This is a genomic window from Streptomyces sp. NPDC037013, from assembly GCF_055607265.1.
Map to the genome: position 1 here is coordinate 351,500 of NZ_JBVJRV010000008.1, position 17,456 is coordinate 368,955.

Here is a 17,456-nt window from a genome sequence, read left to right on the forward strand (position 1 = left end):
TGCCCGGAACTCATGGTGGCCCCCGATTCGGATGTCAGACGGCGTGGCTGTAGGGCTGGATGCCCTGCGCGGTATTGATCTTCAGAAGCAGGTCGGAGACGGTCTCCGCACGACCGTCCGACTCGCTCGCGCCGCCCAGCGACCAGTCGAGAGCGACGCGGTACAAGCGGCCCGAGGTGCGGACGTCGGTCGCCGATGCCGTTGCAAGTACGTTCAGCGCCGGCTCGCGGTGGCGGACGTCCCGGCAGGCGTTGAACCAGTGAGCGGTCCGGGTGCGCCAGTAGTCGACCGGGCGGCCGAGCACGCCGGCCCATCCCAGCACCAGACTGCTGTGCACGCCGTGGGAACGGATGAGGCGGATCGGATCGGCGAGGGTCAGGAACAAGTCGAGATCGACGTCCCAGTGGCCTTGCGTGATCCCGGTGCCCAGGCGGTCCAGCATTCTCCGGTACAGCCGGTTCTCGGTCCTGGCCAGGTCGATCACCGCCCGGCGGGCGGCCTCTCCCACGGGCCCCGGTGTCCGCCGGGCCAGGTGGTGCAGGCGGACAAGGGCCTGATCCGGATGCGAGCGGGCCATGGCCTCGGAACACACCAGGATGAGAACCCGCCGCAGTCCGAGGCTCGTCGTCGAGTCCTTCGACCAGTCGTAGATCTGCTGCCGGAAGAACCGGCCGTGCTGGTCGTCCGCGAGGCCGAGAGCGAGCATCTGTGAGGCATCCGGCAGCAGGTCGGCCCGGGCTGCGGGGAGCGTCCACTGTTTCGCCAGCCATGTCAGATCTTCGGGGCGATTGGTCCGCAAGCCCTGTTCGGCGTACCGGGCAACCGCCTCGCTCCGCTCCGCCTGGCCGGCCCCGGCCTGCGTCAGACACCCACCGAACCAGTCCCGCAACTGGCGGCGGATGTCCGGCAGAAAGGTCCAGAAATGATTCCGGACGGCTTGGTCGTACCCCGGGATGCGGAACTGGACGTGTCCGTCCGGAAGTGTCTCGGCACCGATCGCGGAGAGTTCCGCGTGGAGGTCGCTGTGCTCGAGCCGGGGAGTGGTGTCCGGCGGGTGACCGAGGACGTTGAGGAGGCCGTTGGCTGCCTGGAGGACCGTGCTCGGAGCAGTGCCATGGAACACCGCGAGGGAGAGAAGGAGCGCTCTCCTGCGCCCGTTCTGTTCCGCCGAGATGTCTGCCGCCACACGCACGGCGTGATCCGCGGCGGCGGCCAGAGCGTTGGTCAGCCAGTGCGGAAATCCCTCCTCCGCGCCTGCCGAATCCCGGAAGCGCCTGATGCGGTCGGCCAGCGCCGCCACGTCGCGCAGTGGCGCCCGGGCGAGGTGAGCCGCCAGCTCAGGACCGCTCAGCTCGGCCGACGAAGGCGAGATGTTCTCGCACCGCAGATGGCGGACGAACAGCCGCTTCGCCGACGGGCGGCCGATGTCCACCGTGAGATGGCGCAGGTCACCCCGGAGGAGATAGCCGAGGTGATGCGGCAGGACCACCACGAGATGAGCACCCTGTCCGACGAGGTGACTGCGGAAATCGGAGAACTCCTCCTGGATCCCCAGGTACCGCGACTCGTCCACTTCGGAGAGGTCGAGCAGGAGCCGATCCCCACGGTTGATGTCGCGGATGTCGAGGGGTGACGCAGTCGCGTCATCAGAAGTGTCGGGGAGTTCGTGGAGGCTCCCGGAGGCATCGGAGAGTTCGTGGAGCAGCATCAGGGCCGCGGTGCGCCGGCCGCTGCCCGGGAGACCATCGAGCAGCACCGTGAACGAGGTGTCGAGCAGCTGCCGTGCCTGCTGCAGGCGAGGAGGGGGCACGAAGCGCCGGTACAGATGCTCACGGTCCGCGGGCGCGATCGCGAGCGGGCGCCGACTGACCTGCTCCCGCAACCGTGAGGCGGCGGCTTGGACGTAGAAGTTGTATTGCGCTCCCTCACCGCTGTGCACGGCGCTGCGGGCTTCATGGATGTACGAGCTCGCGGACTCGTTCACCGCTCGTCGTCCCTCTGCGGAGGACGGGTACCGAAGCGCTGCCGTATCCCGCCGCTGTTGTCACCGGATATGTAGTTGGTGCCGTCACCGGTGATGCGCGGACCGCCGTACTGGTCGCCGCTCCCGGTGTGCAGCGGCCCGTGGGCCTCGTTCACGAAGCTCCCCACAGAGCCGCCCACCTGGCCGATGCCCCCGCTCTGGTGATCCATGCGGACCGGGGCTTCCGGCGCGGACTCCTCGGGCGTGGACGAGGGACCCTTCCTGTCGAGCTTCGCCAGTTCGGGTACCTGCCGCACCAGACGGTCGCCGAGCCGGGCCAGGTCCTCGTCCTTGCTGTGCAACTCCACGCGTGCGTACTGGTGCTCCGCCAGCTCGGCCAACGACTTGGGGAGGCGATTCGGATCCAATTGCTCCACTCGTCGGCCGATGAAGAGGGGGACGACCAGGGCACCGGCGTCCAGCGCCGCCTCGATCTCCCGCCGGACCCAGTCCTGCGGATCGTCGAGGGCCCTTCTGGCGGGCCGGCGCTGATCGCGTGCGTCGAGCCAGTGTTCGTCGATCAACGCCAGCAGTACGTGACAGCGGCGGGCGGCCCGGATGAGATCCTCTGCGTACTTGCGACCGGGTTCGAGGGACTTCTTCGCGAGGAACACGCTGTCGGCGCCGAACCGGGCCGACAGCACGGTGTCGCACATGTACCCGACTTCCTTGCCGCCCTGCGTACGGTAGTTGATGAAGACTTCGTGCATGGCTGCGTCCTCTCTAGGATGCGGAGGTGCGGTTGATGGCGGCGGTGAGTTCCGGGGCGAGTGCCCGGACCGCGGAATTGCGGATGTGGCGTCCGAGCGTGTGAGAGAGCCGACGGAGATCGACGGCGACCGTCGCGGAGTGGATGAGACGCACCGCGGGAAGGACCTCCCGGGTCACGGCGCACGCCTGCTCGATGTCGCCGGCCGCGGCGTGGGCGAGCGCGCGCCGGACGCCGTAGCGGGCCCGACTCCGGAAGGCGTGCTCCGGAATCTGTTCCGTCTCCACGTCCAGCAGGGCGGCGGCCTGCCGGGGGCGGCCGAGGTCGTACAGGCACCAGCCCCTGAACATCGCGACCACGTCCGGCACATGGGAAGCGCCGAGTACCGGTCGGTCGGGTTCGGCGGCGTCCCGGGCGAGGAGATCACGCGCCTGGTCGAGACTGCGCATGCACGTGTCGTAGTCCCCGTCGACCGCTGCGCTCTGCGCAAGGTGCTGGGCAGCGAGCCCACGGATACGGAATGACGCGTTGCAGCTGAGGGCATGCGCAGCGAGTTGCACCGCGTGGGCGATGTCCCCTCGGTACAGGCTGATCAGTGAATGCCTGACGTACGCGTAGGCGGCGAGCCCTTTGTCCGCCCCGGCCTCCGCGAGCTGGACCGCGCGCTCGGTCCACCAGAGGGCCGCCGCATCGTCGCCGGATTCCTGGGCCATCCATCCCACGTACTCGGCGTACCGTGACGCGAGCAGAAGAAGTTCGCGTCGCGCGCGGGATTCGGCGTGGACGGCGAGCTGCTCCAGGCTGTGTGTCTGTGCGATGAGCGGTGGAAGCACGCTGCCCGGACCGGAGGCCTGCCCGAGGCGCCGGAACTGGTCGAAGAGCAGGCGCGACGCGTCCAGGGCGGTCGAGGCTCCGGCTTCGGAGGGCGACGGCGAGGGTTCGTCGCTCACTCGCATGAGCAGCGCCGACGCACCGGCGGCGATGACGCTGCGACGTTTCACGGGCTGGAACGAACTGGAACCGTCCTTGCTCAGATGCATCAACCACACCTCATCGTCGTGACCGGGGCCGGGGAGTGGCGAAGGTGAACGTCGTGCGGGTACGAGCCGGGCCAGGTCGCCCCCGGCCACCAGTTGCGCGTCACAGAGCCGGGCCAACTCCGTGGTCGGCCGTTTGAGTCCGCGTTCCACCTTGCTGAGCTGGCTCTTGCTGTAATGCACGCGTTGCCCGAGCTGTTCGAGAGAGAGCCCGGCGGCCATCCGCCGCACGCGCAATTCCTGTCCGAAGTCGTTCGGATGCTCCAGCACTTCGACCTCCGTCACTCCCGGCCGACGGTCGTTGAGCGCCGCGAATCAGCGTGCGGCGGCCGACAGGGCCGAGCAAGGTGAATGGTGCGGTTTCCCGTTTCCTCATCCGGAGGGAAGCCGACCGGCGTGCGGGTGTCCAGAAAGCGATATCGGCCACGGGTGCCGGCTGCCGCCCCGGCTGCGGGCACGCGGCGCTGTCAGTGCGGTCTGGTAGGAATGCAGCTGTGAGCAGGGAGAACGAAGGGTTCGAGGTGGGGGAGGCCGAGGAGCCGGAGCAGCTTGCGCTCATTCGTGACGCGGTGCGCCGGGCCAAGGTGCCCAGGGCCAAGCCGCGGACGTGGCGGGGGGCGGCCCTGGCCGGGGAGTTGCCCGTCGCCCGGGTGCTCGTCGACAAAGGCGTGCTGCACCTCGACCGGTACTTCGACTATGCCGTGCCCGCGGAGCTGGATGCCGTGGCGCAGCCGGGGGTGCGGGTCCGGGTGCGGTTCGGGGCCGGCGCGCGGAACGTGCGGGAAGGGCGGCGTGAGGGGGGCGGGCTGATCGACGGGTTCATCGTCGAGCGGCGCGCCGAGAGTGACTACAGCGGGCCGCTGGCCGCACTCGCCCAGGTCGTGTCGCCCGAACCCGTGCTGGAGTCCGGACTTCTGGAGCTGGCCCGCGCGGTCGCCGACCGGTATGCGGGCAGCCTCGCCGATGTACTGCAACTGGCGGTCCCGCCCCGACACGCGCGGGCCGAGGCGCGGGAGTCGCCCGCGCCCCCCGCCCCGCCTTCCCCGCCTGAACCGGGCAGCTGGCGGCGGTACGGGCACGGGGCCGAGTTCCTTGAGGCGCTGGCCTCGGGAGGTGCGCCGCGTGCCGTGTGGACCGCGCTGCCGGGGCCGGAGTGGGCCGAGGAGATCGCCCGCGCCGTGCGGGCCACGCTCGCCTCGGGCCGCGGCGCGCTCGTCGTCGTACCGACCGGGCGGCCCGCCGCGCGCGTGGACGCCGCGCTCACCGAAGTGCTCGGCGAGGGGCAGCATGCGCTGCTGACGGCCGACGCGGGGCAGGAGCGGCGGTACCGGGAGTGGCTCGCCGTCCGGCGCGGATCCGTGCGGGCCGTCGTCGGCACCCGGGCCGCCATGTTCGCGCCGGTACGGGACCTTGGCCTGGTCGTCGTCTGGGACGACGGGGACTCCAACCACAGCGATGACCGCGCGCCCTTCCCGCACGTCCGGGAGGTGCTGGAGCTGCGGGCCTCCCGGGACAAGTGCGGCTTCCTGCTGGGGAGCTGGAGCTGCACGGTGGAGGCCGCGCAACTCGTCGAGAGCGGGTGGGCGGCGCCGCTCGTCGCCGACCGCGAACAGGTGCGGGGAGCCGCGCCGCTGGTGCGGACAGTCGGCGACGGGGACCTCGCCAGGGACGAGGCGGCACGGGCCGCCCGGCTTCCCACGCTGGCCTGGCAGGTGGCGAGGGAAGGGCTGAAGCACGGGCCTGTTCTCGTGCAGGTGCCCCGGCGCGGGTATGTGCCGCGCCTGGCGTGCGAGCGGTGCAGGGAGCCCGCGCGGTGCCGGCGGTGCGCCGGGCCGCTGGAGGCCCAGGAGAGCGGGGCCGCGCTGCGGTGCGGCTGGTGCGGGGTGGATGAGGCCGCCTGGCACTGCGAATCCTGCGGCGGCTTCCGGCTGCGGGCCCAGGTCGTGGGCGCCCGCAGGACCGCCGAGGAGCTCGGGCGGGCGTTCCCCGCGGTGCCGGTGCGGACCTCGGGGCGTGAGCAGGTGCTCGACACGGTGCCGGGGACGCCGGCGCTGGTGGTGAGCACGCCGGGGGCCGAGCCCGTGGCCGAGGGCGGCTATGCGGCCGCGCTGCTGCTGGACGGCTGGGCGATGCTGGGTCGGCCCGACCTGCGCGCGGGCGAGGACGCGCTCCGGCGCTGGATCTCGGCGGCCTCGCTCGTCCGTCCCCAGGGGGCCGGCGGCACGGTCGCGGTCGTCGCCGAGCCGACCCTGCGGCCCGTACAGGCGCTGGTGCGGTGGGATCCCGTCGGCCACGCGGTGCGGGAGCTGTCGGAGCGGGCCGAGCTGGGGTTCCCGCCGGTGTCGCGTATGGCGGCCGTCTCCGGGCCGCCCGAGGCGCTCTCGGAGTTCCTGGCCGGCGCCGAACTGCCGCGGGACGCCGTGGTCCTCGGCCCCGTCCCGGTACGGGACGCCGGCGGCCCCGGGCCCACCCGCCGTGGCGGCGGCGCGCCGGCGGGTGAGCAGGTGGAGCGGGTCCTGATCCGTGTCCCCCCGGGCAGCGGAGCCGCACTCGCCGCCTCGCTGAAGGTGGCGCAGGCGGCACGGATGGCCCGGGGGGCCAAGGGCGCCCGGGAAGCGGGGGGCGAGCCGGTCAGGATCCGGGTGGACCCGCCGGACATCGGGTGAGGGGGCGGGGGCCGCTCGTCCGCTGTGATGGGCTGATCGGGCGGGGGTGGTTGTTCGGGCGGTTGTGGGTTGATCGGTCGGGGGCGCTGTTCGGCCGGTCGATGGTTGATCGGTCTGGGGCGGCTGTTCCGCCGGTCCTCGGCTGCCCGGTCGAGGCCGCAGGCCTGCTGCTCATCGGCTGCCAGGTCGCAGGGAGTCGCCCCCTCCGGTCATCGTCTGCCCGGTCGCAGGCCGCCGTCCCGCCGGTCGTCGGATGATCGGTCGAGGCTCGGCTGGGTGGGCGGTCATTAGCTGCGCGGTCGCAAGTCGCCGACTCCCGGTCATCGGCTGCTCGGTCGGGGCCGCAGTCCGGCTGTTCATCGTCTGCCCGGTTGCAGGTCGTCGCCTCCGCCGGCCATTGGCTGCCCGGTCGCAGGACCCCATCCCACTGGTCATCGGCTGATCGGTCGGGGTTCGGCTGTGTGGGCCGGCGTCGTCTGCCCTGCCCTGTCGGAGGTCGCCGTCCCGCCGGTCGTCGGCTGATCGGTTGGGGCTCGGCTGGGTGGGCGGTTCGTTGGCTGCCCGGTCGCAGGTTGTCGCCCCGCCGGTCATTGGCTGCCCGGTCGCAAGTCGCCGAGTCCCGGCCATCGACCGCCCGGCCGGGCTCGGTTGACGGCGCGGGCGTGGGCTGCTGACGCGGCGGGCGCGAGCTGCCTATGGGGAGGGCGTGAGCTGTCCCCTCGTCCTTGGCGGAGGGGGAGGGGACAGCGGTTTTGGGGGTGGCGGCCGACGGCCGGTGGGGGTCAGCCGTTGCGGGGGCCGGGGAAGGCGCTCGGGCGGGCTTCTTCGCGGAGTGCCGGGCTGCCCGCGGTGGGCTGGGCCGGCATCGCGCGGGCGGCGGGGACGGACGGCAGGGGGACCCCGACCGGCAGCGGGCGCGGAGCCGTCGCCGTGGCCGTGGAGGTCACGGTCGGCGTCGGCGTGTCCGTGGCGCGCTCCGCCTCGGCCGCCGCCTGGGTCGTGGCGCGGCGCGCGCCGTAACGGCGGTGGACCGCCTGCTTGGTGACGCCGAGGGCCGAGCCCACCGCGTCCCACGAGAACCCGAGCGAGCGGTCGAAGTCCACCGCGGCGGTGACCAGCGTCTCGACGCTGTCCCGCAGTTCCTGGGCGAGGCGGACGGTCGGGGCGGGGGCCCGCCCGTACACGACGAAGCCCGCGGACGGGCTGGAGCGGCGCGGGCGGTAGACGTTGCCGAGCTGGGCGGTGAGGGTACGCAGTGCGTCCACCTGCCGGCGGACCCGCTCGATGTCCCGCACCAGCAGGTGCAGGCTGGCCCGTGCCTGGGCGTCGTGGGTTGCGTGGTCGGCCATGAACAAGCCTCTCGAACCGGCGTTGAAAAGGATCGGGCCGCGTCCTGGGCCCGTTGTGGTCAACTCTTTCTTGACCAACGCGCTAGTTCGTGTGGGGTCACGGTGCAGGGGCGTATGTGCATATGCACAGGGCGCGCGCCGTTTCGTACGCCCCCGACGGCGTCAACCGCGCGCCACGGCCGGACCGTCCCGGGCGGGCCCGAGGGGCGGCCCATAGACTGGTGCGCCGCCGTCGCTGACCCCGGCGCCGTCCCTGACCCCCGGCCGCCGTCCCTGACCCCAGCCCAGAGATCCGAGGTACCCATCCGTGAAGCTCGTCTTCGCAGGCACTCCCGAGGTCGCCGTCCCCGCCCTCGACGCCCTCATCGCCTCCGACCGGCACGAGGTGGCCGCCGTCGTGACCCGTCCGGACGCGCCCGCGGGCCGCGGCCGCCGGCTCGTCGCGAGTCCGGTGGCGGAGCGTGCGGAGGAAGCGGGCATCGAGGTGCTGAAGCCCGCGAAGCCGCGTGACGAGGAGTTTCTGGCCCGGCTGCGGGAGATCGGGCCCGACTGCTGTCCCGTCGTCGCCTACGGCGCGCTGCTGCCCAAGGTCGCCCTGGACGTCCCGGCCCGCGGCTGGGTCAACCTGCACTTCTCGCTGCTGCCCGCCTGGCGCGGTGCCGCGCCGGTGCAGCACGCGGTGATGGCGGGGGACGAGATCACCGGAGCCTCCACCTTCCTGATCGAGCAGGGCCTCGACTCCGGGCCGGTGTACGGCACGGTGACGGAGGCGGTGCGGCCCACCGACACCAGCGGTGACCTGCTCACCCGGCTCGCCTTCGCGGGCTCGGGGCTGCTCGTCGCGACCATGGACGGCATCGAGGACGGCAGCCTGCAGGCGGTGCCGCAGCCGAACGACGGCGTCACCCTCGCCCCGAAGATCACCGTCGAGGACGCCCAGGTGGACTGGGCGGCACCGGCCCTGCGCGTCGACCGCGTGGTGCGCGGCTGCACCCCGGCCCCGGGCGCCTGGACCGTCTTCCGCGGCGAACGACTGAAGATCATCCAGGCGGCGCTCGTCCAGGACCGCACCGACCTCGCGCCCGGCGAGCTGTCCGCGGCGAAGAACAACGTGTACGTCGGTTCCGGATCGCACGCCGTCGAACTGCTCTGGGTCCAGCCGCAGGGCAAGAAGCCGATGCGCGGCGCGGACTGGGCGCGCGGGGTGCGGATCGCCCCCGGCGAGCGGGTCGGCGCGGTCGACGTAGGCTAGGTGGGTTCGACCCACCCAGCAGCGGAGCACCTTGTGAACGACCAGCCGAACCGGCGTCCCCGTAAGCCGGCAGGGAAGCCGGGGAAGTCCGGCAAGCCCTACCGCCGCCCGCAGAAGGACCCGGTCCGCTTCCTCGCCTTCGAGGCGCTGCGGGCCGTGGACGAGCGCGACGCCTACGCGAACCTCGTCCTGCCCCCGCTGCTGCGCAAGGCCAGGGAGAAGCAGGACGGCTTCGACGCGCGGGACGCGGCGCTCGCCACCGAACTGGTCTACGGGACGCTGCGCCGCCAGGGCACCTACGACGCGATCGTGGCGGCCTGCATCGACCGGCCGCTGCGCGAGGTCGACCCGCCGGTCCTCGACGTCCTCAACCTCGGCGTGCACCAGCTGCTCGGCACGCGCATCCCCACGCACGCCGCCGTCTCCGCCTCGGTGGAGCTGGCGCGCGTGGTGCTCGGCGACGGGCGGGCCAAGTTCGTCAACGCCGTGCTGCGCAAGGTCGCCCAGGACGACCTGGACGGATGGGTGCGGCGGGTCGCGCCGCCGTATGAGGAGGACGCCGAGGACCATCTGGCCGTCGTCCACTCGCACCCCCGCTGGGTCGTCTCGGCGCTGTGGGACTCGCTCGGCGGCGGCCGCGCGGGCATCGAGGACCTCCTTGAAGCCGACAACGAACGGCCCGAGGTGACGCTGGTGGCACGGCCCGGCCGCGCCACGGCCGACGAACTCCTCGACTCCGTCGGCGAGGACTCCGCGCTGCCGGGCCGCTGGTCGCCGTATGCCGTACGGCTCAGCGAGGGCGGCGAACCGGGCTCCCTGGACGCGGTGCGCGAGGGCCGCGCGGGCGTGCAGGACGAGGGCAGTCAGCTGGTCGCGCTCGCACTCGCGAACGCCCCGCTGGAGGGGCGCGACGAGAGGTGGCTGGACGGCTGCGCGGGCCCCGGCGGCAAGGCGGCCCTGCTCGCCGGCCTCGCGTCCCAGCGCGGCGCGGCCCTGCTCGCCGCCGAGAAGCAGCCGCACCGGGCGGGCCTGGTCGCCCAGGCGCTCGCCGGCAACCCCGGCCCGTACCAGGTGATCGCGGCCGACGGCACCCGCCCGCCGTGGGGCCCCGGCACCTTCGACCGCGTCCTGATGGACGTGCCCTGCACCGGTCTCGGCGCCCTGCGCCGCCGCCCCGAGGCCCGCTGGCGGCGCCGTCCGCAGGACCTGGACGGCTTCGCCCCGCTGCAACGCGCGCTGCTGCGCACGGCGTTGGAGTCGGTGCGGGTCGGCGGCGTCGTCGGGTACGCCACCTGCTCGCCGCACCTGGCCGAGACGCGCGCCGTCGTCGACGACGTCCTCAAGCAGACGGGTGGCGCCGAACTGTTCGACGCGCGCCCGCTGTTGCCGGGCGTCCCGGCGCTGGGGGACGGGCCGGACGTACAGCTGTGGCCACATCTGCACGGGACGGACGCGATGTATCTGGCGCTGATCCGGCGGACCGCCTGACGGAGCTCCCGCTCCCGGAAGCGGGCCGCCCGGACACCGGTGACGCGGCCGGACCGGACGTACGAACGACGACAGACGTACGACGACCGGGCACGCCGAGATCAGGCGGACGGCGATTGGGCGGGCAGAGGGGTGCGTGCGCGGGCAGAGGGGTGCGTGCGCGGGCCGCCGTGCCCACGCCGTGGACCGCGGTCAGCAACGCGCGCCGGGCATGGCAGGCTTGGGGCATGGCCGTGCAGATCAACCCCAGCATCCTGTCCGCGGACTTCGCCCGTCTTGCCGAGGAGGCAAAGGCCGTCGAAGGCGCCGACTGGCTCCACGTCGACGTGATGGACAACCACTTCGTCCCGAACCTCACCCTCGGGGTGCCGGTCGTGGAGTCGCTCGCGCGCGCGACGGACACGCCCCTGGACTGCCATCTCATGATCGAGGACCCGGACCGCTGGGCCCCGCAGTACGTCGAGGCGGGCGCCGGGTCCGTCACCTTCCACGCGGAGGCGGCGGCAGCCCCGGTCCGGCTCGCGCGCGAGATCCGGGCCAAGGGCGCCCGCGCCTCCATGGCGCTGAAGCCGGCGACGCCCATCGAGCCGTACGAGGACCTGCTCCCCGAGCTCGACATGCTGCTGATCATGACCGTTGAGCCGGGCTTCGGCGGGCAGGCCTTTCTGGACATCATGCTGCCCAAGATCCGCCGCACCCGTGACCTCATCGGCAAGCACGGCCTGGAGATGTGGCTGCAGGTCGACGGCGGTGTCTCGGCCGAGACGATCGAGCGCTGCGCCGAGGCGGGGGCGGACGTCTTCGTCGCCGGCTCGGCCGTCTACGGCGCCAAGGATCCGGCGGACGCGGTACGTTCATTGCGCGCCCAAGCCGAGGCAAAGACCGCGTCAAGCGCCTGGGCGTGCGACCACTGAGCCACGGGAACGTGAACGCAGTCCTTCAGGGCTGATCAACTAGGCCGGATCTGCAAGGATGAACGGCGAACCCAGTTTGTGAACAGCAGTGAGGAGAGCGCCGTGTCGGCCATGTCGGCGGGTCGGTCAGCCATGCGGATGGGACCCGCGGAGCTGGTGCAGGCGGCGGCCATGGCCCGCCGCTTCTACCTCGAGGGCAAGTCCAAGATCCAGATCGCCGAGGAGTTCGGCGTCAGCCGCTTCAAGGTGGCCCGGGTCCTGGAGACCGCCCTCGAACGGGATCTCGTGCGGATCGAGATCAGGGTGCCCGCCGAGCTGGACGCGGAGCGCTCGGACGCGCTGCGCGCCCGCTACGGCCTGCGGCATGCCGTCGTCGTGGAGTCGCCGGCCCCCGCCGACGAGATCGACGAGTCGCCCGATCCGGAGAACCTCGGTGAGGTCGCGGCGGACCTCCTCGGCGAGCTGGTCAACGAGGGCGACGTGCTGGGCCTGGCCTGGGGCCGCTCCACGATCCACATGGCGGCGGCGCTCGACCAGCTGCCGCCGTGCACGGTCGTGCAGCTGACGGGCGTGTACGACGCCGGGACCGCCGAGCGCGGCTCCGTGGAGGCCGTCCGCCGCGCCGCCCAGGTCTCCGGCGGCGAGGCGCACCCGATCTACGCGCCGATGCTGCTGCCCGACCCCGCCACCGCGGCGGCGCTGCGCAACCAGACGGGCATCGCCCGCGCCTTCGAGTACTTCGACAAGGTCACGGTCGCCTGTGTCTCCATCGGCTCCTGGGAGCCGGGGATCTCCACCGTCCACGACATGCTCAGCGACGAGGAGCGGGCGCACTACGCCTCGCTGGGCGTGGCCGCCGAGATGTCCGCGCACCTCTTCGACGCGGAGGGGCGCCGGGTCGGGCGGGACCTCGGCGAGCGGTGCATCACGGTCGAGGCGGACCGGCTGCGGCGTATTCCCGAGGTCGTCGCCATCGCCGGGGGCCAGCGGAAGGCAGCAGCGATCGACGCGGTGCTGCGGTCGGGGCTCGTCACCAGCCTGGTGACGGACACGGCGGCCGCCGATCAGCTGCTGGTGGCGGGGACCCCGCCGCGGCCCGCGCTGAACCGGGCGGACCCCGACGGCAACTGAGCCGGTTTCTTCCCCGGACGCCGGTCCAGGGCTCGGCACCGCCCCTGCGGGCGGTGTGCGGTCCGGTCCCGGCGCCGCGGCTGTCACGCCAGGGCCGGGACCTGCCCGAACAGCGGGTCGGTCAGCGGGTCGGTCGGTGGGACAGCCGGCGGATCGCCGGGGACGGCGTCACGTCGAACCGACGCGCTGGGCGCGCAGTTCCTCGTTGATGCGCTGGGCCTCTTCGAGCTGGTCTTCCAGGATGACGATGCGGCAGGCGGCCTCGATGGGGGTGCCCTGGTCCACGAGTTCGCGGGCACGGGCGGCGATGCGCAGCTGGTACCGGGAGTAGCGCCGGTGGCCGCCTTCGGAGCGCAGGGGGACGATCAGGCGGTGCTCGCCGAGGGCCCTCAGGAAGGCGGGGGTGGTGCCGAGCGTTTCGGCGGCACGCCCCATGGTGTAGGCGGGATAGTCGTCGTCGTCGAGTTTGTCGACGGGGCGGGTACTGCGAGGGGGCATAGACCTCTTCTTTCAGGGACGCGTCGAGGGGCCCGAGTGCCGTACCGGCACCCGGGCCCCGAGCTTTCAACACCATCTACCGGCTGACTGCGCCGGCTTTCTTTTTCCGCTGGTCCGCCCGACGGGGCGAAGGTGCGGGGATCGCGGTTGCGTGACCGGGGACCACCTTCCAATCCGGGGTCTGCGGTACCCGAGCGGTTGTCCTCCGCGCTCGGGCGATCCTGATGGCGTCTGCTCCTTACCTCATATGTCTTACTCGGTTGCACTACTGGATACCGCGGGTACTGCTCGGGAAAAACAGTAGCTCCGGCGTGGGGCAATGTCTACCGCAGCCAGGACAGATTTTCTCGCGGGGTGGGGTCCGTACTTCTGTCATACCTGTGCTCGTATGCCAGTCGCCCGGAGCGGAGCCGGAGCGGAGTCGGGGGTGGGCGGCGGCACTTGCGGGCATGAAGCCGCCCGGCCCGTCTAGGCTGCACCGCATGGAGCAGCGCGAGATCATGCAAAGAGTCGTCGGCATCCTGACCGAGGCGCTCGAGATGCGCCGGCAGGCCCGCGAGAACCCGGACGGCGAGATCGACAACAGCGGCGCGGTGGGCGCGATGCTCGAGGAGATGCTGCCGCGCATCGAGATCCCCGCCGATGCCACCCCCATCGAGGTCGCGGCGGTGGTGGGCCAGGAACTGGGGCCCGTCATCGAGCAGATCACCTCCGCCTTCGCCCTCTCCTTCGCGCAGCTCGCCGAAGTCCACGACGAGGGGCACACGGAGGTGTCGTCCGCGGACGTGCTGCGGTCCATCGCCCTGCACTTCGAGAACGAGCCCGAGGAAGAGGAGTAGAGGAGTAGGAGAGCGCGGGCGAGCGGAGCGCGGAGGGCGTGGAGGCGGCGGGACAGCGGGAGCCGTGAGGCTCGCGTCATGGCAGCATCTGTCCCATGGTGTCCCGGATCGTCTCCCGCGCGTCGGCGGTGCTGCTCGCCTGCCTCGTCCTGCTCGTCGCGGGATGTTCGTCGGGCGGCTCCACCGCACCCGACTCCCCGTCGGCCTCCGCCTCCGCCCCCGCGTGGGCCCGTGGCATGTCCACGGTCCAGGCCGAGCGGCTGCCCGCCGAGGCCCGGCGGACCCTGCGCCGCATCGATGACGGGGGCCCCTTCCCGTACGAGAAGGACGGCGCCGTCTTCGGCAACTTCGAGCGGGAGCTGCCGCAGCACAAGCGCGGCTACTACCACGAGTACACCGTCCGCACGCCGGGTGAGCGCGACCGGGGGGCCCGGCGGATCGTCACCGGGAGCGGCGGCGAGATCTACTACACCGATGACCACTACGCGTCCTTCAAGGCGGTGCTGAGGCGATGACCGACGGAACCGACAAGACCGACGGAACCGACGGCGCACCCGGCCCCGGCCCGCACACGCCGAACCCGCCCGCCCCCGATCCGCTCGCGCCCGTGCTCGACGCCGCGCGCGGCGCCGGCTGGACGACCGCGACGCTCTCCCTGGCCGGCGTGACGGACAAGGCGGCCTTCATGGAGCGCTGCGCCCGAGGCCTCGGCCTGCCCGACTGGTTCGGCCGCAACTGGGACGCCCTCGCGGACTGCCTCACCGACCTGTCGTGGGCCCCTCGCGCCCGCGGGCGGCTGCTCGTCGTCTCCGCGTGGCAGGAGTACGCGGAGGTGGCGCCGGAGGAGTGGCGGACCGCGCAGGAGGTGTTCACGGCGGCGGTCGAGCACTGGCGGGGCGCGCAGACCGGACTGGAGATCGTCCTGGCGCTGGGTCCGGCGGGCACGGAGCGTCGCGAGCCCTGAGCCGAGCGTTCCGCTTCGCTGCCCGGCTTGGACGATCCGACCACCGGCCCCGTCGCCCGCCTGGGTGATCATCCCAGGCCGTACAACCCCGGCGGCATGGGACAATGAAGTACGTGCTTTTCCCTCGGCCTAACTGTCCGGGGGCCACCTCTGATCGACTGGGATGAGCAGCACGTGCGCTTCCTCAATGACATCCAGCCTGCGTACGACCTGACGTACGACGACGTCTTCATGGTCCCGAGGCGCTCCGCCGTCGGCTCCCGCCAGGGCGTCGACCTGGCCTCGCCCGACGGCACGGGCACCACGATCCCGCTGGTCGTCGCCAACATGACCGCGATCGCCGGCCGGCGCATGGCCGAGACCGTCGCCCGCCGCGGCGGCATGGTGGTCATTCCCCAGGACATCCCGATCGAGGTCGTCACCGAGGTCGTCTCCTGGGTCAAGACGCGCCACCACGTCCTGGACACCCCGATCGTCCTGGCCCCCACGCAGACCGTCGCCGACGCGCTGGCCCTGCTGCCCAAGCGCGCCCACAACGCCGGCGTGGTCGTCGACGACGACCAGAAGCCCGTCGGTGTCGTCACCGACACCGACCTGAGCGGTGTCGACCGCTTCACGCAGCTCTCCGAGGTCATGTCCAGGGACCTGCTGCTCCTGGACGCCGACATCGACCCGCGCGACGCGTTCAACAAGCTGGACCACGCCAACCGCCGGTACGCCCCTGCCGTGGACAAGGACGGCCGCCTCGCCGGCATCCTCACCCGCACGGGCGCCCTGCGCGCCACGCTCTACACCCCGGCCGTCGACGCCAACGGCGGGCTGCGCATCGCCGCCGCCGTCGGCATCAACGGCGACGTGGCGGGCAAGGCCAAGCAGCTCCTCGACGCCGGAGTCGACACGCTCGTCGTCGACACCGCGCACGGCCACCAGGAGTCGATGATCGCCGCGGTCAAGGCCGTGCGCGGACTCGACCCGCAGGTGCCGATCGTCGCGGGCAACATCGTCGCCGCCGAGGGCGTGCGCGACCTGATCGAGGCCGGCGCGGACATCATCAAGGTCGGCGTGGGCCCCGGCGCCATGTGCACCACGCGCATGATGACCGGTGTCGGCCGCCCGCAGTTCTCCGCGGTGCTCGAATGCGCCGCCGAGGCCAAGAAGTTCGGCAAGCACGTCTGGGCCGACGGCGGTGTCCGGCACCCCCGTGACGTCGCCATGGCGCTGGCCGCAGGCGCCTCGAACGTCATGATCGGCTCCTGGTTCGCGGGCACGTACGAGTCCCCGGGCGACCTCCAGCAGGACGCCAACGGCCGCCTGTACAAGGAGTCGTTCGGCATGGCGTCGGCGCGCGCGGTGCGCAACCGCACCAGCGAGGAGTCGGCGTACGACCGGGCCCGCAAGGCGCTCTTCGAGGAGGGCATCTCCACCTCCCGCATGTTCCTCGACCCGGCGAGGCCGGGCGTCGAGGACCTGATCGACTCGATCATCGCGGGCGTCCGCTCGTCCTGCACGTACGCGGGCGCGGCCTCCCTGGAGGAGTTCGCCGAGAAGGCCACGGTCGGCATCCAGAGTGCCGCGGGCTACGCCGAGGGCAAGCCGCTGCACGCCAGCTGGCAGTAAGCCTCGTCAAGACGGTCCGACGGTCCCCACGGTTCGCCCGTGGGGGCCGTCCCGCGTTCCGGGCGGGGGTGGCCGGGGGTCAGCGGCCGAGGGTCGCCACGTACGTCTCCAGGGCGCTGCGCGGCGCGCGGCCGAGGAGGGTGCGCAGGGCGTTCTCCCCGATGGCCGTGCCGTCCAGGAAGCCGCCGGAGATCGCCGAGTAGGTGCTCAGGAGCATCGGCACCTGGAAGGGCAGCGCCTGTCCGGCGGCCGTGATCGCCTCGCGGGTGGCGGCGAGCGTGCCGGGTTCGTAGGCGCCGCCGGTCGCGGCCGCCAGGTCGGCGCCGCCGAGGGGCTCTTCGCCGACCAGCTCGTAGGTGCGGCCGGCGTGCGGGGCCGGGTCCTGCACCACCCGCACGGCGGCCTCGGCCAGGTCCTCGCGCGCCACGGCGGCCAGCCGGCCCGTGCCGAGCGGCGCGGCGATGGTGCCGTCCGGGCCGGGCGCGGCGATGGCCGCGAGGAACTCCGCGTACAGGCCGTTGCGCAGCACCGTCCAGTCGAGCGTGGAGCGGCGCAGTCTGCGCTCGGTCCAGCGGTGGGCGAGGGCGTACGTCAGGTGGTCGCCGTCGCCGCTCAGGCTGGTGTAGACGAGGTGGCGCACCCCGGCCTTCTCGGCGGCCGAGACCGCGGCCTCGTGGCGGGCGATCACGACGTCGTCCTCGGCGGCCCCGGCGGAGATGATCAGCAGCGTGTCGACGCCGGTGAAGTCCAGGGAGGACGGGTCGTCGAAGTCGATGCGGCGCCCGCCGGGAGCGGGGTTGCGGGAGCCGATGACGACGTCGTCCCGGCCCGTGAGGCGGGCGGTGACGAGGGTGCCGAGGGCGCCCGTGGCACCGGTGATCATGATCATGGAAGAGTCCCCCTTGTGAACGTGGCCGGCCGTTGACCGGATGCGAACATCGTCATGCACGGCGCGCGGCCGCATAAGGA

15 protein-coding genes are annotated in these 17,456 nt (G+C 72.6%); 9 read left to right on the forward strand and 6 right to left on the reverse strand.

What is annotated here, in order from left to right; all coding sequences use genetic code 11:
- Positions 1-34 precede the first annotated feature (34 nt).
- From ACZ7DY_RS30010 to ACZ7DY_RS30020, 3 genes are read right to left on the reverse strand one after another with little or no spacing between them, the layout of a single operon-like run.
- Complete coding sequence (locus tag ACZ7DY_RS30010) at positions 35-1,984, reverse strand: hypothetical protein (protein WP_471140648.1); 1,950 nt, start codon at positions 1,982-1,984, stop codon at positions 35-37.
- The gene (locus ACZ7DY_RS30015) at positions 1,981-2,733 is read right to left on the reverse strand and encodes a TIR domain-containing protein (RefSeq protein WP_471140651.1); all 753 of its coding nucleotides are present in this window, start codon (positions 2,731-2,733) and stop codon (positions 1,981-1,983) included. The genes ACZ7DY_RS30010 and ACZ7DY_RS30015 overlap by 4 nt, the downstream gene beginning before the upstream one ends.
- Positions 2,734-2,746: 13 nt before the next feature.
- Positions 2,747-4,039, reverse strand: coding sequence for a helix-turn-helix domain-containing protein (locus ACZ7DY_RS30020; protein WP_471140653.1), 1,293 nt, complete (start codon positions 4,037-4,039; stop codon positions 2,747-2,749).
- A gap of 224 nt (positions 4,040-4,263) precedes the next feature.
- Between ACZ7DY_RS30020 and ACZ7DY_RS30025 the strand changes: the two genes are divergently transcribed.
- The gene (locus ACZ7DY_RS30025; protein ID WP_471140655.1) at positions 4,264-6,435 is read left to right on the forward strand and encodes a primosomal protein N'; all 2,172 of its coding nucleotides are present in this window, start codon (positions 4,264-4,266) and stop codon (positions 6,433-6,435) included.
- Between the two features lie 782 nt (positions 6,436-7,217).
- Here the strand turns inward: ACZ7DY_RS30025 and ACZ7DY_RS30030 are convergent.
- Positions 7,218-7,784, reverse strand: coding sequence for a hypothetical protein (locus tag ACZ7DY_RS30030; protein ID WP_471140657.1), 567 nt, complete (start codon positions 7,782-7,784; stop codon positions 7,218-7,220).
- A 307-nt stretch (positions 7,785-8,091) separates the two neighbouring features.
- Here ACZ7DY_RS30030 and fmt point away from each other — a divergent pair, with 307 nt between their 5' ends.
- The 4 genes from fmt to ACZ7DY_RS30050 all read left to right on the forward strand — a co-directional run bounded on the left by fmt (position 8,092) and on the right by ACZ7DY_RS30050 (position 12,569).
- Positions 8,092-9,036, forward strand: coding sequence for a methionyl-tRNA formyltransferase (gene fmt, locus ACZ7DY_RS30035; RefSeq protein WP_471140660.1), 945 nt, complete (start codon positions 8,092-8,094; stop codon positions 9,034-9,036).
- Positions 9,037-9,069: 33 nt separating this feature from the next.
- Positions 9,070-10,524 (forward strand): RsmB/NOP family class I SAM-dependent RNA methyltransferase, encoded by a 1,455-nt coding sequence (locus ACZ7DY_RS30040; protein ID WP_471140663.1) that lies wholly within the window; start codon positions 9,070-9,072, stop codon positions 10,522-10,524.
- 227 nt (positions 10,525-10,751) lie between these two features.
- Positions 10,752-11,438 carry a ribulose-phosphate 3-epimerase gene (gene rpe, locus ACZ7DY_RS30045; protein WP_471140665.1) on the forward strand — a complete coding sequence of 229 codons (687 nt, stop codon included), beginning with the start codon at positions 10,752-10,754 and terminating at the stop codon, positions 11,436-11,438.
- A gap of 78 nt (positions 11,439-11,516) precedes the next feature.
- Positions 11,517-12,569, forward strand: a complete 1,053-nt coding sequence (locus ACZ7DY_RS30050) for a sugar-binding transcriptional regulator (protein ID WP_471140668.1) — start codon at positions 11,517-11,519, stop codon at positions 12,567-12,569.
- Positions 12,570-12,737: 168 nt separating this feature from the next.
- On the opposite strand, the gene ACZ7DY_RS30055 is transcribed toward ACZ7DY_RS30050, so the two are convergent.
- Entirely contained in the window at positions 12,738-13,067 is a 330-nt protein-coding gene (locus tag ACZ7DY_RS30055; protein ID WP_471140671.1) for a MerR family transcriptional regulator, read from the reverse strand.
- Between the two features lie 482 nt (positions 13,068-13,549).
- Here ACZ7DY_RS30055 and ACZ7DY_RS30060 point away from each other — a divergent pair, with 482 nt between their 5' ends.
- The 4 genes from ACZ7DY_RS30060 to ACZ7DY_RS30075 all read left to right on the forward strand — a co-directional run bounded on the left by ACZ7DY_RS30060 (position 13,550) and on the right by ACZ7DY_RS30075 (position 16,487).
- Positions 13,550-13,906 (forward strand): hypothetical protein, encoded by a 357-nt coding sequence (locus tag ACZ7DY_RS30060; protein WP_471140674.1) that lies wholly within the window; start codon positions 13,550-13,552, stop codon positions 13,904-13,906.
- Between the two features lie 95 nt (positions 13,907-14,001).
- Positions 14,002-14,421, forward strand: coding sequence for a guanyl-specific ribonuclease (locus tag ACZ7DY_RS30065; RefSeq protein ID WP_471140676.1), 420 nt, complete (start codon positions 14,002-14,004; stop codon positions 14,419-14,421).
- Entirely contained in the window at positions 14,418-14,870 is a 453-nt protein-coding gene (locus ACZ7DY_RS30070; RefSeq protein ID WP_471140679.1) for a barstar family protein, read from the forward strand. The genes ACZ7DY_RS30065 and ACZ7DY_RS30070 overlap by 4 nt, the downstream gene beginning before the upstream one ends.
- 174 nt (positions 14,871-15,044) lie before the next feature.
- Entirely contained in the window at positions 15,045-16,487 is a 1,443-nt protein-coding gene (locus tag ACZ7DY_RS30075) for a GuaB1 family IMP dehydrogenase-related protein (RefSeq protein WP_471140681.1), read from the forward strand.
- 79 nt (positions 16,488-16,566) lie between these two features.
- Here ACZ7DY_RS30075 and ACZ7DY_RS30080 read toward each other — a convergent pair whose 3' ends face one another.
- Entirely contained in the window at positions 16,567-17,376 is an 810-nt protein-coding gene (locus ACZ7DY_RS30080; protein ID WP_471140682.1) for an NAD(P)H-binding protein, read from the reverse strand.
- Positions 17,377-17,456 lie beyond the last annotated feature (80 nt).

Bases quoted from the DNA above. Each gene is read 5' to 3' on its own strand.
- ACZ7DY_RS30060 (WP_471140674.1), top strand. From the start codon at position 13,550: ATGGAGCAGCGCGAGATCATGCAAAGAGTCGTCGGCATCCTGACCGAG.
- ACZ7DY_RS30055 (WP_471140671.1), bottom strand. From the start codon at position 13,067: ATGCCCCCTCGCAGTACCCGCCCCGTCGACAAACTCGACGACGACGAC.
- ACZ7DY_RS30070 (WP_471140679.1), top strand. From the start codon at position 14,418: ATGACCGACGGAACCGACAAGACCGACGGAACCGACGGCGCACCCGGC.
- rpe (WP_471140665.1), top strand. From the start codon at position 10,752: ATGGCCGTGCAGATCAACCCCAGCATCCTGTCCGCGGACTTCGCCCGT.
- ACZ7DY_RS30030 (WP_471140657.1), bottom strand. From the start codon at position 7,784: ATGGCCGACCACGCAACCCACGACGCCCAGGCACGGGCCAGCCTGCAC.
- ACZ7DY_RS30065 (WP_471140676.1), top strand. From the start codon at position 14,002: ATGGTGTCCCGGATCGTCTCCCGCGCGTCGGCGGTGCTGCTCGCCTGC.
- ACZ7DY_RS30080 (WP_471140682.1), bottom strand. From the start codon at position 17,376: ATGATCATGATCACCGGTGCCACGGGCGCCCTCGGCACCCTCGTCACC.
- ACZ7DY_RS30015 (WP_471140651.1), bottom strand. From the start codon at position 2,733: ATGCACGAAGTCTTCATCAACTACCGTACGCAGGGCGGCAAGGAAGTC.